The organism is Burkholderia sp. BE12, from assembly GCF_002959955.1.
Lineage (GTDB): Bacteria > Pseudomonadota > Gammaproteobacteria > Burkholderiales > Burkholderiaceae > Burkholderia.
The window spans coordinates 1-14,899 of record NZ_PREY01000026.1 but is presented as its reverse complement, the minus strand read 5'-3'; the positions used below and the strand labels follow the sequence as shown (position 1 = coordinate 14,899).

At 67.3% G+C, this 14,899-nt stretch carries 16 protein-coding genes; 14 read left to right on the top strand and 2 right to left on the bottom strand.

Going from position 1 to position 14,899, the window contains the following annotated elements; translation table 11 throughout:
* Window positions 1-15: 15 nt before the first annotated feature.
* Window positions 16-1,413 carry an ABC transporter permease gene (locus C4B30_RS25340; protein ID WP_027785890.1) on the bottom strand — a complete coding sequence of 466 codons (1,398 nt, stop codon included), beginning with the start codon at window positions 1,411-1,413 and terminating at the stop codon, window positions 16-18.
* Window positions 1,410-2,114, bottom strand: a complete 705-nt coding sequence (locus C4B30_RS25335; protein WP_027785889.1) for an ABC transporter ATP-binding protein — start codon at window positions 2,112-2,114, stop codon at window positions 1,410-1,412. Before C4B30_RS25335 ends, C4B30_RS25340 begins: the two co-directional genes overlap by 4 nt.
* Before the next feature lie 445 nt (window positions 2,115-2,559).
* On the opposite strand from C4B30_RS25335, the gene C4B30_RS25325 reads away from it, so the two are divergent.
* From C4B30_RS25325 to C4B30_RS35415, 14 genes are all read left to right on the top strand, one after another.
* Window positions 2,560-2,943 (top strand): hypothetical protein, encoded by a 384-nt coding sequence (locus C4B30_RS25325; RefSeq protein ID WP_230469150.1) that lies wholly within the window; start codon window positions 2,560-2,562, stop codon window positions 2,941-2,943.
* Window positions 2,940-3,311 (top strand): hotdog fold domain-containing protein, encoded by a 372-nt coding sequence (locus tag C4B30_RS25320; RefSeq protein ID WP_027785887.1) that lies wholly within the window; start codon window positions 2,940-2,942, stop codon window positions 3,309-3,311. Before C4B30_RS25325 ends, C4B30_RS25320 begins: the two co-directional genes overlap by 4 nt.
* Window positions 3,308-4,036, top strand: coding sequence for an SDR family NAD(P)-dependent oxidoreductase (locus C4B30_RS25315; RefSeq protein WP_027785886.1), 729 nt, complete (start codon window positions 3,308-3,310; stop codon window positions 4,034-4,036). Before C4B30_RS25320 ends, C4B30_RS25315 begins: the two co-directional genes overlap by 4 nt.
* A gap of 25 nt (window positions 4,037-4,061) precedes the next feature.
* Window positions 4,062-4,418 (top strand): acyl carrier protein, encoded by a 357-nt coding sequence (locus C4B30_RS25310; protein WP_027785885.1) that lies wholly within the window; start codon window positions 4,062-4,064, stop codon window positions 4,416-4,418.
* Between the two features lie 95 nt (window positions 4,419-4,513).
* Window positions 4,514-5,611, top strand: coding sequence for a beta-ketoacyl synthase N-terminal-like domain-containing protein (locus C4B30_RS25305; RefSeq protein ID WP_027785884.1), 1,098 nt, complete (start codon window positions 4,514-4,516; stop codon window positions 5,609-5,611).
* Window positions 5,608-6,882 carry a beta-ketoacyl-[acyl-carrier-protein] synthase family protein gene (locus C4B30_RS25300; RefSeq protein ID WP_027785883.1) on the top strand — a complete coding sequence of 425 codons (1,275 nt, stop codon included), beginning with the start codon at window positions 5,608-5,610 and terminating at the stop codon, window positions 6,880-6,882. Before C4B30_RS25305 ends, C4B30_RS25300 begins: the two co-directional genes overlap by 4 nt.
* Window positions 6,879-8,345, top strand: coding sequence for a class I adenylate-forming enzyme family protein (locus C4B30_RS25295; RefSeq protein ID WP_027785882.1), 1,467 nt, complete (start codon window positions 6,879-6,881; stop codon window positions 8,343-8,345). The genes C4B30_RS25300 and C4B30_RS25295 overlap by 4 nt, the downstream gene beginning before the upstream one ends.
* A gap of 25 nt (window positions 8,346-8,370) precedes the next feature.
* Entirely contained in the window at window positions 8,371-9,606 is a 1,236-nt protein-coding gene (locus C4B30_RS25290) for a hypothetical protein (RefSeq protein ID WP_027785881.1), read from the top strand.
* Entirely contained in the window at window positions 9,599-11,035 is a 1,437-nt protein-coding gene (locus tag C4B30_RS25285; RefSeq protein ID WP_027785880.1) for an MATE family efflux transporter, read from the top strand. Before C4B30_RS25290 ends, C4B30_RS25285 begins: the two co-directional genes overlap by 8 nt.
* A gap of 44 nt (window positions 11,036-11,079) precedes the next feature.
* Window positions 11,080-11,751, top strand: a complete 672-nt coding sequence (locus C4B30_RS25280) for a class I SAM-dependent methyltransferase (RefSeq protein ID WP_027785879.1) — start codon at window positions 11,080-11,082, stop codon at window positions 11,749-11,751.
* Window positions 11,752-11,765: 14 nt separating this feature from the next.
* Window positions 11,766-12,938 carry a citrate/2-methylcitrate synthase gene (locus tag C4B30_RS25275; protein WP_027785878.1) on the top strand — a complete coding sequence of 391 codons (1,173 nt, stop codon included), beginning with the start codon at window positions 11,766-11,768 and terminating at the stop codon, window positions 12,936-12,938.
* A gap of 47 nt (window positions 12,939-12,985) precedes the next feature.
* Complete coding sequence (locus C4B30_RS25270; protein WP_027785877.1) at window positions 12,986-13,855, top strand: SAM-dependent methyltransferase; 870 nt, start codon at window positions 12,986-12,988, stop codon at window positions 13,853-13,855.
* A 9-nt stretch (window positions 13,856-13,864) separates the two neighbouring features.
* Entirely contained in the window at window positions 13,865-14,437 is a 573-nt protein-coding gene (locus C4B30_RS25265; protein WP_027785876.1) for a GNAT family N-acetyltransferase, read from the top strand.
* Between the two features lie 38 nt (window positions 14,438-14,475).
* Window positions 14,476-14,748, top strand: a complete 273-nt coding sequence (locus C4B30_RS35415) for a hypothetical protein (RefSeq protein WP_143751680.1) — start codon at window positions 14,476-14,478, stop codon at window positions 14,746-14,748.
* Window positions 14,749-14,899 lie beyond the last annotated feature (151 nt).

Here is a 14,899-nt window from a genome sequence, read left to right as displayed (position 1 = left end):
GGTGGCGGCTCCTGGTCAGGCGAAGCGCAGCGCGTCGACGATCGGCAGGCGGGCAGCGCGGTGCGCGGGCAGCCAGGCCGAGAGCGTCGCGACCACCGTCACGCCGAGCGCGTAGCGCGCAATCATCCCGAACTCGCCCCACACGCGTACCGACAACGCGACGGGATCGGTCTGTCCGGGCGGCGTCCAGTGCAGGCCGGCACGGTTGATCGCGACACCGGCCGCGAGCGCGAGGACGGTGCCCGCAACCGCGCCGCACATGCCGAGCAGGCACCCTTCGCAGACGAACAGGCGGCGAATGCCGGCACCGCGCAGGCCGAGTGCGCGCAGCGTGCCGATCTCGTGCGTGCGCTCCATCACGGCCATGTTCATGGTGTTGCCGACCGTGAACAGCACGATCGTGGCGATCAATACCGCGATGAAGCCGAAAATCGCGCCGAACATGCCGGTGACCTGGCCATACTGCGGATTCAGCGTCGCGAAGCCGAGCACCTCGAGCGGCTCGCCCGCGAGCCGGGTGCGTAGCAGCGTCTGGATGCGTGCGCGTGCAGACGGCAGATCGACCGTGTGCTTCAACTGCACGACGATGGATGTCACCTTCGCATTCGGGCCGCTGCCGTAGACGAGCTGCTGCGCCTGCGGCAGATGCACCTGTACGAACATGTCGTCGATCTGCTTGACGCCTTGCTTCTGCGCCGCGATCACCGACAGTTCGGCGACGTTCGGTGCGCCGTACGCATTCGACGTCAACAGCTCGAGGCGGGCGAGCCCGTTGCGATGCGCGGGCTTCGCGGCGGCCTCGGCCTGCGAGAGCGACGCGATGTCGTCGGGCATGTCCGACGCGCCGGCCGGGGCGGCCGTCACCGGATCGCGGCAATCGGGTACCCGCAGCGCGTCGCACAGGCGCAGCACGCGCGCGACACCCGTGCCGATTACGGCAGCATTCGCCGCGCTGCCGGTCAGTGCAAGGGGAGTCGCCCGGTCGGCGAAGCCGTAGTCGTTCCACTGGCGCATCCGGTTCTGGTCGGCCACGACGATCCCGCTGCCCGAAACGGTGCGCGACACGCCCGCCGTGAAATTGCCGCCGATGCCGTTGATCGTCAGCACCGGCGTCACGACCGTCACCTCCCGTGCCAGCTCGGGATCGCCGAGCACGGTGTCGATGACCTTCCGGTAGTCGGCAATCCCGTACGAGACGGGGTCGCCGCTGCCGTACAGGAAATAGTCGCGGTGCTGGATCTGCAGATGACCGCCCTGGCGCACGTAGCTGGTCTGGAGTCCGTAATTGATGTTGCGCGCGTAGCCGCCGAACAGCAGGATCGCGGCCAGGCCGACGACCATCGCGAGCAGCGTGGTCGACGAGCGGCGGCGGTTGCGCAGCAGGTTGCGGAAGGCGAGAACCCAGAGGTTCATTGGCAGGCCTCCTCGTGCAGGGTAGCCGAGCGGGTCGTGACGACGCGCCCGTCGCAGATCGTCGCGACATCGTCCGCGGCGGCGATCACCTGCGGGTCGTGCGACGAAAATACGAACGACGTCGTGTGCTCGCGCTGCATCGTGCGCATCAGCGCGATGATGGTCGCGCCCGTCGCGCTGTCCAGATTGGCGGTCGGCTCGTCGGCCAGAACCAGCGCCGGCTCGGTGACGAGCGCGCGTGCGATCGCGACGCGCTGCTGCTGGCCGCCCGACAACTGGCCGGGCCGGCGATTCGCCTTGTCGCCCATGCCGACGGCATCGAGCAGCGCGAGCGCCCGTTCTCGTCGCCGCGCGCGGGCGACGCCCAGCAGGGTCAGCGGATATTCGACGTTCTCGAACGCGCTGAACACGGGCAGCAGGTTGAACGACTGAAACACGAAGCCGACGTGGCGTGCGCGGAAATCGGCTAGCGCATTCTCGCGCATCGCGTCGATTCGTTCGCCCGCGACCGTGATGGCGCCGTGCGTCGGGCGATCGATGCCGCCGAGCAGGTTGAGCAACGTCGTCTTGCCGCTGCCGGACGGCCCCGACAGTACCGTGAAGCGGTTCGCGAGAATCTCGAGCGACGCATCGTCGGCCGCGGCGACCGCGAGCGGGCCGGTTCCATAGTTTTTCGTGACATGACTCAAGCTGGCCGCCAACACGGACACCTCCCAAGGTATTCGATCGATGTCGCTACCTTAGCGGCACCCGCGGCTCCGTATTGCGCAGTGCGACGAACGGCGCAACGCGCGGACGAACGGCATTCCTCCCCGACGAACGGCGGCCGTCGGCAACGCCGTCGCACGCCGGCGCGGCGAGCGGGTCGCGGCCCGCCGTCGGCCGCACCCCCGCGTTGCATTCCATCGGCCCCATGCGCGGTTCGTCGCCCGTTTCTGCAATTGGTCGCATGATCGTTTCTTTCGGCGACGAATCGATACACTCGCAGCCGATCAGCACTTGATCCGCACGACATCGGCCGACGTGAGAGCAGTCACCGGGGTGCGAGAAGCCAAAACACAGACATAACAAGGCATAAAAATGAGACATACCAGGTTTGAGAGGGGGAGCGAGACGGCGCGGCCTGGCTTTCTTGCCCTTTGTCGCGTGATCCGCGATCCGTCCGATCCCGCGCGTTTCGCGGGCGATGCGGATCCGCGGCGGTATGGCGACTGGTCGAGCGCACGGCCGGGGCTGCTCGTCATCGAGGCGCTGCATCAGTTCGCGGTCAAGGCGGCGCGCACGATGCACGGCGAGCCGGCGCTGATGGTACCGGCGCAGCTGCGCGAGCTGACGCTGCACCGCGTCGACGGCCATCCGCGGCTGGCGCTGGCCGGCACCGTCGCGAGACACGGCGACGGGTACCGCGTCGAGGTGTCGGCGCGCGACGCCGATGCCGGCACGTTTCCAGCCGTCGCGTCGGGTACCGTGTTCGTCGCGCTGATGCCGGCTCACCTGCACGCGTCGGCCGCACCGGGAGACCGGCCATGATGCCCGCGATCGCAACGCCGGCGGCTACCATCACCGGCGATCAGTTCGGCGTGATCGACGTAGCGAGCGCCGCGCCGCTCTTCGACGAACACTTCGAGCAGTTTCCCGTGCTGCCCGGTTCGTTCAGCCTCAGCCTGGCGATCGCGATGCTGTTCGATGCACTCGGCCTCGCGGCGAACCGGCCGATTCCGGCGCTCACGCTCCGCAAGATCAGCTTCATCTGCCCGGTACGGCCGGGCGAGCGCCTGACCGCGCGCCTGCGGCGCCTGCAGCAGGACGGGGCGCGCACCACCGCGCACGTCGAGCTACGCAATGCGAATGGCCAGGGCGTGATGGACGGCATCCTCAGCTGGGAGCACGACGCATGACGAAGCTCGCCATCGTCACGGGCGGCACGCGCGGGATCGGGCGCGCGATCGTCGATGCGCTGGTCGCCGACGGCCACACCGTCTACTTCACCTACCGATCGAATCCTGAATTGGCCGACGCACTGGAGCGTGCGTACGACGGCGCGGTGCGCGGCTTTCGGGTCGACGGCGGCGACTGGGACGCCGTGCAGGCGTTCGCCGACCATGTGAACGCGGAAGCGGCCGTCGACGTGCTCGTGAACAACGCAGGCATCAACGACGACGCGCTGCTGATCGGCAGCCCGTTCGCCCGCTACTGGGAAACGTTACGGATCAACCTCGGCGCGACGATGGCGTTTTGCCATGCGTTCGGCGAAGGGATGCAGTCGCGCCGGCGCGGCGCGATCGTCAACGTGTCGTCGATCGCCGCGCGCAAGCCGAAGACCGGCAACGGCGCATACGGCGCGTCGAAGGCGGCGATCGAGCGCTTCACGAAAACGCTCGCGCTCGAGATGGCGCGCTTCGGCGTGCGCGTCAACGCGGTCGCGCCGGGGTTCGTGCGCTCCGACCTGTTCGAGCGCTTTCTCGCGTCGCAGGACGCGGCGGCGTTCTACCGCCAGATTCCGATGCGGAAGATCCTCGAGCCCGAGCAGGTCGCGCGCACGGTCCTGCTGCTCGCGAACGGCTCGCTCGAAACGACGGGAAGCGTCGTCGATCTCGGCAATGGCGAAAACATCAGTGGCTGACCCAGTGACTCAAGGAGAGTGGACCATGAAGGAAGACATCAAGAACATCGTCGCGCAAATCCTCTATCTGAGCGGTCCCGAGCAGGTGGCCGACTCCGCGTCGCTGTTCCGCGAGCTGAACATGAGCTCGATCGACTACGTCGACCTGTGCTACGAGCTCAAGGACAAGGTGGACAACCGCATCAGCCTCGAAAACCTGTGGCCGTTCAACCGGATGCTGCTCGATCCGCAATGCCACACCGGCACCGAGTGGACCGACGCAGGCTGGCAGCAGGTGTGCGACGTGATGCGCTGGAACGATCACGAGAAATGCAGCCTGCAGGATCTCTACGAGCACTTCTCGGTGAACTACATCGAGCGCCGCATCGCGCAGTTCAGCTGATCCGGGCGTTCCGTCCGTGTCGCAGGAACGCCGCACCGTGCGCCGCGGCATCGCGCGCCCGCCCGGTTTTCGACTCACGTGAATGGGGACTTGCCATGTCGTACATCACCGGCCTCGGCATCGCGACGGCCGCCTTTCCCGACATCGCGTCGCTGCTGGACGTCGACTTCGCCGCGCGCAAGCCGCTCGCACCGGCCGCGAAGCCTGGCGACTACACGCGCGCCAACCTGCCGTTTCCGCTCGTGCAGCGCATGGCGCGCGAGGATCGTTCGCTGCTGAACCCGGGGTCGCGTCTCGCGCTGCAGGTGGCCGCCGAGGCGTTTGACGCGGCATCGGCCGGCCGACCTTACACGGCCGAAGAGCGCGAGCGGTTTGCGGTATTCACGGGGGTCGAGGGCGAAGACGCGACGATGGCCGTGCTCACGCCGCTGCACGAGCGTCACGGCCTCGACGGCTGCCGCTACTTCGGCGAGGTCAAGGCGGACCTGAATCCGCTCGACATGCTGCGCCTGCTGACCACCAACGCGCTGTACCAGATATCGAAGCTGTTCGAACTGCGCGGCGAAGGCTATCCGTTGCAACGGATGTCGCTGACCAGCCTGTGTGCGCTCGAGGAAGCGCACCGGCAGATCGAGGGCGGCGCGATCGACCGGGCCGTCATCGCGGCCGTCGGCGATATGACGTCGGCCGACAACGTCGCGGCGTTCGAGAAGATGGGCCTGTTGCGAACGACGTCGCACCCGGTCGGCATCGTTCCCGCGTTCGGGGCCGTCGGCGCGGTCGTCGAACGCACGCCGCGCGACGGGCGCACGCCCTGCGCGCAGGTGCTCGACGTTCATTCGCTCTACAAGCCCGATACGTCCGTGTCGAGCGCCGACTGGTCGAGGCTGTTCGCCCGCTTTCCCGGCGAGGCCGCGCTCGGCGTGCCGCACGTCGTGCTGTACCAGAACGGAGAACCGTCGCTCGGCAAGGCGGAGCGCAATGCCGTGCAGCATGCGTGGCCGAATGCCGTCATGCACGCATACAAGCCGCATGTCGGCTATACCGGACGGGCTAACAACCTGATCGATCTGGTCCTCGCCATCGCGGATCCGGCCATTCCTGTCGGCGCACCCGTCCTGGTCAACGGCATCGGCGTGTCGTCGGGCCTCGGTGCGATCCTGGCACGCAAGCTGAGCGGGGTGGGGCGATGAAACCGCGATCGGACGCAATCGTCATCAGCGCATTCGGCGCCGTCACGCCGCTCGGCGGCAGCTACGACGAACTTCACGCCGCGCTGCGCGAAGGCCGCTCCGGCATTCGCCGGATCGAGAAATTCGACTGCTCGACCTATACGACCCAGCACGCGGGCGTTCCCGACGAAGGCAACGAGCGCGTGCGCTGGCCTTCCGCACGGCGGATCGCGACCGAGCAGCTGTACGGCGATCTCGCCGCCGCGCGGCTGCTCGCGCAGGCGCCGTTCGTCGTGCGCAACTACGCGCCGGAGCGCATCGGCTGTCTGGTCGGCGTCGACGTGCCGGCCACCGACGTGCAGAGCGCGCTCGAGCTCGTCGACAAGGTCAATGGCGACAAATCGCGCGACGCGCTGATCCGCGTGCTCGTGTCGCACATGCGCATGAGCGAGTTCGTGAGCGGCGACGCGACCGCCGTGTTCGGCGCGATTCATCGCCACATTCCGTTCAGCGGCTGCGCGCTCGCGCACGTGGGCCTGTGCTCCGCGTCGCTGCAGGCGATCGGCATGGGCCTGCTCGCGCTGCGCCAGGGGCGTGTCGACGCGGCCATCGTCGGCGGCGTGTCCGGCAAGGTCAATCCGCTCAATCTCGCGCGACTCGAATCGCTCGACGTGATCTCGACCGACCTGAATCTCGATCCCCGGCACCGTTCGCGGCCGTTCGACACGCGTCGCTCGGGCTTCGTGCTCGCGGAAGGCGCAGTGCTGTTCCTGATCGAGCGCGAATCGGCCGTGCGCGCCCGGGGCGATACGCCGCTCGCGCGCGTCGCCGGCTACGGGGCGAGCCTGGCCGCCGAGCACATCGTCATTCCGCACCAGCAGTCCCTCGAGATGCGGCTCGCGATGCAGCGTGCGCTCGACGACGCGGGATGCGCGCCGGCCGATATCGACTACGTCAACGCGCACGGGACGTCGACGGTGCTCAACGACAAGCACGAATCGGAGGCGATCCGCGCGATCTTTCCGACGCGGCCCGGGATGCCCGTCACCGCCAACAAGTCGCAGCACGGTCACCTGATCGCGACGGCGGGCGCGATGGAAGTGCTGAACACGGCGATCGGGCTGCGGGAGGGTTTCATTCCGGCGACCATCAACCTCGACGAGCAGGCGCAGGAGTGCCCCGTCAACGTGGTGCGCGCGCCGACGCCCAGCGATGCGCGGCGCGTGCTCAAGAATTCGTTCGGCATGGGGGGCCTCGCGGCCTCGCTCGTGCTGGAAGGAGCGGCCGCATGAAATTCGCGTCGCTGCTTGCCCGAGAGGCGAACTGGCAGATCGTGCTGCACGGGGCGCGCCTGACGGCGGAAGACCTGCGCGCGCGCCTGAGGGCGGCTCGGCGTGCGCTCGGCGCGCTGGAGCCGCACTTACTAGGGCGCGGTTGCCTGATCGCGGTCGGCTTCTCGGGGTTCGATTATTTCCTGTTCACGCTGCTCGCATCGACGCTCGGCTGCCGGATCGTCCTGTGCGATCCGAAGATGCTGTCCGCCGCGCGGCACCAGTACCGGCTCGATGCACTCGCGGTCGTCTCGACCCGGTCGATCGCGTGCGACGGGCTGCCGGTCGTCGTGCTCGACCCGGCCATGGCCGATGCCGAAGCGCCCGGGCACGACGCGTTCGCGTGGGCCGATGCCGGCGCGCCGCGCGCGCAGATCGTCTTCATGACCTCAGGCACGACGAGCGCGCCGAAGCTGGTCGTCTACGACGAAGCCCAACTCGTCGAGAATGCGCTGGCGGTCGGCCGCTATCTGGGCGTGCAGCCGGGCGACGGCGTCCTGTGCATGTTCCCCACGCACTACATGTACGGGTTCTCGACGATGATGAACGGCCTGCTGGCCGGCGCGACCGTCTGGCTTGAACGGGCATCGCTGACCGCGCACGAGGTGCTCGGCTACCTGGGCGGCGGCCGGATCCGCTTCGTGCCGCTGATCCGCAGTATTGCCGAGCGCGTGTGCGACCTGGCCGAAGCGACGGCGGGCATGAGGTTCGACGGAATCGTCGTGCTCAATGCATCCGACCGCATCTACGCGGCGCAGGTGCGCCGCCTGCTCGCGCTCGGTGCTTGCGTGTGGAACAACTTCGGCCAGACCGAATCCGGGCCGCGGATCTTCGCGCTGCCGCTCACGCCGGACGATTTGCCGCGCGTCGATTCGTATTGCTTCGAGGGTGTCCTCGCACCGGGCCGCCCGATCGATCCGCGCATCGAGCTGTCGATCGTCGACGCGCAGGGGCGGCCGTGCGCACCCGGCGAGCCCGGCCATCTGCTTTACCGAACGCCGTATGCGATGCACGGCTATCTGCTGCCCGACGGCAGCCTGCGGCGGTTCACGACGCTGGAATCCGGCGACCTGGTGTTCCGCCGCGACGACGGCGTCGTGTTCTGGGTCGGCCGCAGGGATGAAACGGTCAAGTGCAACGGCCGGCTCATCAACGTCAGCCTGCTGCACCAGCATTTCGATGCGTTCGACGACATCGCGAAGAGTTATTTTCTCGCCGATCCACAGACCGGCGCGCTGACGGTGTTCGTCGTGCCCGGCCTGGCGCCGGCCGGTGCGAACGTGGATTTCAAGGCGCGCATCCTGAGCCGCTACCGGGCAGCGTTCCCGCTGTATCCGCGCATCGCCGACGTGCTGTTCGTCGACGACCTTCCGGTCACGAGCACCGGAAAGATCTCTTTGCGTCTCCTGCGCGAAAGCGCGTGATCGCGGCCTGAACCTGGAGCCCACGATGTCCGACCGCACGACCCGCTTCGATTGCTCCGCCGTGAACGAAGCGCTTTCGTACGATGCCCGCTATGCGCATTTGCTGCCGGCGGGCGTGGCCAGCTACGCGGCCTTCCGCACGCTGATCGCGATCGAGACGGCCGACGACCTGAAGCGGCGCGTGCTGGACCGCCTCGACCACGACGGTCTCGCCGGCGCGACGTTCTACACCACGTCGGGCACGAGCGGCGAGGTCAAGCTGCTGCTCAATGCGCCGGCGCGCAAGCGGCCCGACACGACCTATGGCCGAGCGCTCGCGAACGTGCTGGCCGGGACGGCTATCGTGCCGACGGACCGGGTGGCGAACCTGTTTACCGCTGGCGGTTTTTCCACGCTGTACGACGGCGTGAACCGGCTGCTGGAAGCGATCGGCGCGAACGTACTCCCGATCGGGCGGCTGGACGCATACGGCGCCGATTTGCCCGCGATGCTGAACCTGATCGGCCGCGCCCGCCCCAACGTCCTGGTCGGAACGCCGACGAGCGTACTGCAATGTCTGCGGCTACTCGACGCGCACGGTGTCGATCTCGACGTGACGAAGATCCTTTACACCGGCGAGGCGTTCACCGAGCGCAAGCGGGCGATCGTGCGGCGGCGCTGGCGCGATGCCGCATTCTTCGGGCTGTACGGGGCCACCGAAACGGGCTTTCTCGGCTATCACACGCCGCGCTGCGCCGACGGGTATTACCACGTGCTCGACGACTGGTTCTTCCTCGAGGAGGAGGGCGGGCAACTCCTCGTGACAAGCCGCGCGAACCCGGGCCTCGCGATGCTGCGCTACCGGATCGGCGATCGCGTGCGCGTCGGGCCGTCGGTGCGCTGCACTTGCGGGGAGGGCGGCTCTGTCGTGGTGCTGCAGGGACGCACGGATCAGCGCTTCAAGTTCGCGGGCAACCTGGTCAGCACCGAGCTGCTCGTGCAGCGGCTGGTGGCGTGCGTCGGCCGGCCGCTCGATTGCCAGTTCCGCCTGGACGCGGACGCGCACGGGCGCGATTGCCTGACGGTCGCGCTGGACCTGGGCGACGACGAACTGGCGCCGCTCGTGTCACGACTCGCCGCCGCGCTGCTCGAGATCGAGGACGTGCGCGAATGCATCGACAAGGGCGAGGGCCGCCTCGATGTGCTCGGTCGCGACTCATTGCGCTTCTCCGCGCGCCAGAAGCTGCCGCGCCTGATCGACGAGAGGCACACCCATGTCTGACGATCGCGCTACCGTCGCGCCTGCCGCGACCGCCACGTTTGCTTCGACACGCGCGTCACGGGCCGATCGCACGCGGCAGTTCGCGGCCGAGGTGCGCGCGACCTGGCTGATGCTCTATCCGATGGTGCTGTCGTCGATTTTCGGCTACTGCATGACGCTGTTCGACTATCGCTGGATTCGTGACCTGCCGGCGGAGGACATGGCGCTGCTCGCGCTCATCAACGGCAGCGTGGCGACTTTCCTGTTCCTGCTCGGCAAGAGTTTCGAGGAGTCGTTCGTCGCGGTGTTCGCCAAGGCGCCCCGCGAGGACCAGGGCCGGCTGTTCGTGCAGAGCCTGGTGTTCGCGGGCGCGATCGGCGCACTGGTCGTGCTGGTGCTGATCGGCATGCGGGCGCCGCTGATGACGTTCATTTCCGGCGGCCAGTTTCGCGGCGAGCGCATGTTCGGCTATTACGCGCTCGTGATCGGCAGCTTTCCGCTCACGCTGCTCAGCACCGCGCTTTCCGCGGCGATGCGCACGTACGGCGACACCAAGTCGCCCGCCCGCATCAGCATCGCATGCGGCGTGGTCAACAACATCCTCGATCCGCTGCTCGTGTTCGGGCTGTTCGGCCAGCATCCGTCGCTGCAGCTGTTCGGCCTCGCGCTGACCTCGTGGATCACCAAGAGCCTGTATCTCGGCTGGTGCGTCCGGTGCATACGCCCGCGGCTACGCCGCGAGCAGGTCGTGCTGCCGCGTCCCGGCGTGGAATGGCCGACGCAGCGACGGCTGCTGCGCATCTTTCTGCCGTCGGCCGCGCTCGAAGCGCTGACCTTTCTTGCGAATACGGCCGTCTACTCGCTGATCGCCCGCTACGGCGTGCGTGCGATTGGCGGTTACGGCATCGGCTTCGAACTGATGACGATCGGATTCATCCTCATCAAGGGCCTGAGCATGGTCTTCATGATCCGGATCGGGCATCTCGTGCGCAGCCGCGCGCCATCCCGCGCGGCACTGCAGTCGGTGATGCTGCTGGGCGTGTTGTTCACCGCGGCGATCAGCATCGCGTTCTTCCTGATGCGCTCGCTTGCGCTGCACTTTCTCGCGTCCGACGCCGGCGTGATCGCGGTCGCGACCGCGCTGCTCGACTACGTGCCGCTGTTCGTCTTCAGCTATCTGCTGACGAATCTCGTGACGGGCTGCTTCCAGATTCTCGAACGCCCGGCGCGCGCGATGGCGCTCGGGCTGTTCTTTTCCTGGATCGTCACCCCGGGCGCGATCTATCTCGGCGTCACGCACCATCTCGCGCTCACTCAGCTGTTCGCACTACTCGCGGGCGTGAGCGTCGTACGCCAGGCCGTGTACCTGACGATTTTCCTGCGGCTCATGCGCAGGCTCGGCGCCGCGCCGGCCGCACCCCCGGCCGGCGCGCGTCCCGCAGCCGGATGATTCCACGACCGTTGTACCCCTAGACCTCACGACTGGAGACCTGCATGCGTACCAATACCCCCGCCGAAGTCAATGCCGACACCTACGACCACTACGTCGACACGTTCACGCTCGAATGGAACCGCAATCTGGTGCAGCGCGTCGAGCACGAGCTCGCGCAGCGACGCATCGCGTCGGGCCGGTTGCTCGACGTCGGCACCGGTACCGCGCGTACGCTGATCGAGCTGGCCCGCGTCCCGTCGCTCGCCCCGCTGGGCTTCGTCGGGGTCGATTACTACGACGACATGGTGCGGCGCGCCGAACAGAACGTGCGCGCGGAAGGGCTGGAAGGGCGTATCGAAATCCGCGCGGGCGACGTCCACGCTCTGCCGTTCGACGACGGGACGTTCGTCGCGGTGATCGGCCGTTCGGTCGTGCATCACTGGGCCGACCCCGTCGGCGCGTACCGGGAGATCTTCCGCACGCTGGCGCCCGGCGGTTTCGCGCTGATTCACGAACCCTGCAGCGATCCTGCGCCGGAAGCGCTCGCGTTCTTCAACGAGCGGCGCGCGGCCGCGGGCGTTCATCCACTCCATCTCGACGGCAAGTTCACGGTTGCGGAGTCGGTCGGGCACCTGCACGAAGCCGGCATCGGCGAATACGCCAGCGTATCGAAGGGGGCGGGGATGCTAGCGATCGGCTTCGAGGTGCTGATCGCCAAACCGGCGCGGCAGTAAGCGGGGCATCGCCGATGCGAACCGATCACGACCTGCCGACGCCGGACGCCGCCCGTCCGCGCGCCGCACGCGACGAAGGCGAGATCGATGCGGTCTCGATCTCGCCCGACCGGCTTTCGGTACGCGGCGTCGATCTGCTTCAGCTGATCGAGTCCGTCGATTTCACTGCCGCGATCCTGCACGTGCTCACGGGCCGGATGCCGGAAGAGGACGACGTGCGCGCACTCGATCGCGCACTGGCGGCGCGGCTTGCCGACGACGGGCCGCCTGACGATGGCCTGCTCGCCGCGCAACTGGCTCGCCGCCAGCGCCGGCCAGAGGTGTTCCTGGTCGCGGCGGTCGCGGCCGGGCTGGCTGCCGGGCCGCAAGCGCAGCCGGTTGCGTGGCCCGACGGGTTGTCGGGTATCGGGCAGGACGACGCGGTGGCGACCGGCCTGGGCATCGTCGCCGCGCTGCCGCGCCTGCTGGCGGTGTGGCGCACGATGGACGACGAGGCCCCGGCCTGGCCGCGGCCGACGGACGCCGCTCGCGGTTTCAGCGCATCGGTGCTGGACTGCCTGTGCGGTGGCGAATCGCGCGACGCCCAGGCCCGCCTGTTCGACGTTCTGCTGGTGGCGTTGCATGGCGGCTTCGGTCTCGTCGCGCCGACCATCGCACTGCCGCGGTTCTCGGCGAGCACCTATGCAAGCATCGACCTGAACCTGATCGCGGGCCTGACCGGCAGCGGTTCCGCGCACGTGGGCGCGTGCAGCGACGCGACGCGGTTTTTCGCGAACCTGGTCGGGCGGTCGCCTGCGGAGATTCGCGATCGCGTCGCGCAGCGCGTGCAGGCGGGCGACCGGATTCCCGGGTTCGGCCATCCACTGCTCGAGTGCGACCCGCGGCCGGCCGCGCTCGAGCGCCACGCGGTGCGGCTGGGCGTCGACGGCGCGGCGTTCGACGCGTATCGGGCGGTATGCGGTGCGATGCAGGACCTGCGTGGCCTGCCGCCGAACATCGATTCGGCCGCTGCGGCGATCCTGCTCGAACTGGGAGTGCCCGCCGTGCTGGCCACGCCGGTGTTCCTGTTTGCGCGGATGCCGACGATGCTCGCGCACGCGTTGCAGAAGAAAGCCTACCCGCCGTTCGGCCAGACCCGACCCGTCGCGCGCGAACGCCTCGCAGCGCTGCCGAAAGCCTGGATCTGATGCCGGCTCGCCGGCGCCCCTCAACCTGAAATTGGATCGACACCGACATGCTGACCAATCTGCCGCTTGCGCCGCATTGTGCGGCCAACGATACCCAGTGCCGCATCGACTTCGTGAAGACCCAGATCCATCGCTGGATCGACGAGATGTTCGTGTCACCCGACCGACACGATCTGCGAGCGTGTTTCGCCAAGACGCTGCTGATCCGCAACTACCTGCTGTCCCCGGTGCTCGATGCGAACGAGACCGGGCTATTCCTGCGCGACGGTACGGTGCGTGAGTACATGAAGCGATTTCAGGCGCTGTCGCTGGACAACGAGGTCCGCTTCGAGCGGCAGATGAGCGACGTGCTGCGCGCCGGGCCGGCGAGCGACGGGTTGCTCCTGATCATCAAGGAGTACTACGCGGAGATCTACCGGCTTCTCGCGCGAACCGAGATCTTCCTGTCGGACATGTCCACCGATTCGACGGTGGCGATGATCGGCTCCGGCGGGATGCCGCTGTCGCTCTTGTTCATGCAGTCGTTCAGCGGCGCCCGCATCGTCGGGCTTGATCTCAGCGAGGAATCGCTCAGGACCGGCGAGCGGTTCGTCGATCATCTGTGCGCATCGAACCCCGTACGCTATCGCCGCGCCGCGATCGAGATGGTTCATGCGGATGGCGCGGCGTACGACTACGGTGCGTGCGACATCATCATCCTGTCGATTCATATCGAGAACAAGGGGGAAATCGTCGAGCGGATCATCGAGACGGCGCCGCGAGACCGCCGCGTAATCGTGATCGAGCGGCAGGTGCAGGGCCTCGGCCAGTATTTCTATCCGAACCACGGATTCGATCCGGCCGGGCTGCCACTCGTGAAGCTGGCGACGCTGTGCTCGTCGCTGCTGGTGAGCACGGCTTATCAGCTCGACTGGTAGGAGGGCGGGATGACCACGTGCGAGATCCGTTCCGGTGGAATCGGCCTGTTCCATGCATGGGAGCGGCAGGTGCTCGCGCTTTACATGGACGCGTTTACGACGGGGCCGTATGCCGGCCACTACCTGGACGAGGCGGCGGAGTGCGGCTGGATCTACGGACTGTTCACCGAGCATGCCGCGCGCTGCCATCTGTGGGTGACCGGCGAAGTGCTCGTCGGTTTCCTGCTGTCCGCCGATTCGGACTACGATCATAAATTACCGATGCCGCTGCGCGCGACACTCGGCGACCGACCCGTGAGATCAATCGCCGAACTCGCGATCGCGCCGGACTGGCGCTCACGCGGGCTCGGCGAAGCGCTGGTGCGGCGTTGTGTCGGCGAGGCGACGACCGGCTACGGGAATGTCATCGTGCGCAGCAACGGGAACGCGCTCGCCGCACATCGGCTTTACCTGAGACTCGGGTTCGAGCCGTTCGGTTCGGTGCAGGTTCCAAATGACATGCTCATCAACGGGCGCCGTCGTGTCGAATGGGTCGACAAACAATATTTCCGGTACCGAATGGCCGACTGGAAGCGGGGGTAAAAATCGACCAAAGATGTTCGAGCGCACGAGAAACGCCGATGAAACCGCTGCTGGCGTTTCTTGGCTACGAACAGGCGCCAACCGAATGCGGCGGGCAGCCATCAGTTGCATTTCGCGAAGAGTGCTCCAGCCTTGCGAAACTCGTGGCTTTCCAGGATGGCTGCTCAAGGAAGCCGCGTTGTAGCGAATGGCCTCGCACGCGTCGACAGTGTCGCGACAGCGGGCTTCGGCAGGTGTCAGGCGGACCGGTGTCGCAGCTGGAAATTCAGTCATTGCAATCGTCATATGCTTTGAGCATCGACATAATTTAACATAATGCGTATTATCACCGGATTTGGTTGTAGCAGCCATATCCTAATGTCGTGTTCTGGCTATTTACAGATGTCGTGTTTTTGACTGCTGGCATGCTGGACGGCTCGTTGAGCAAGCACGGGAGCCGACCATGCAGCCAGCCGGATTGGT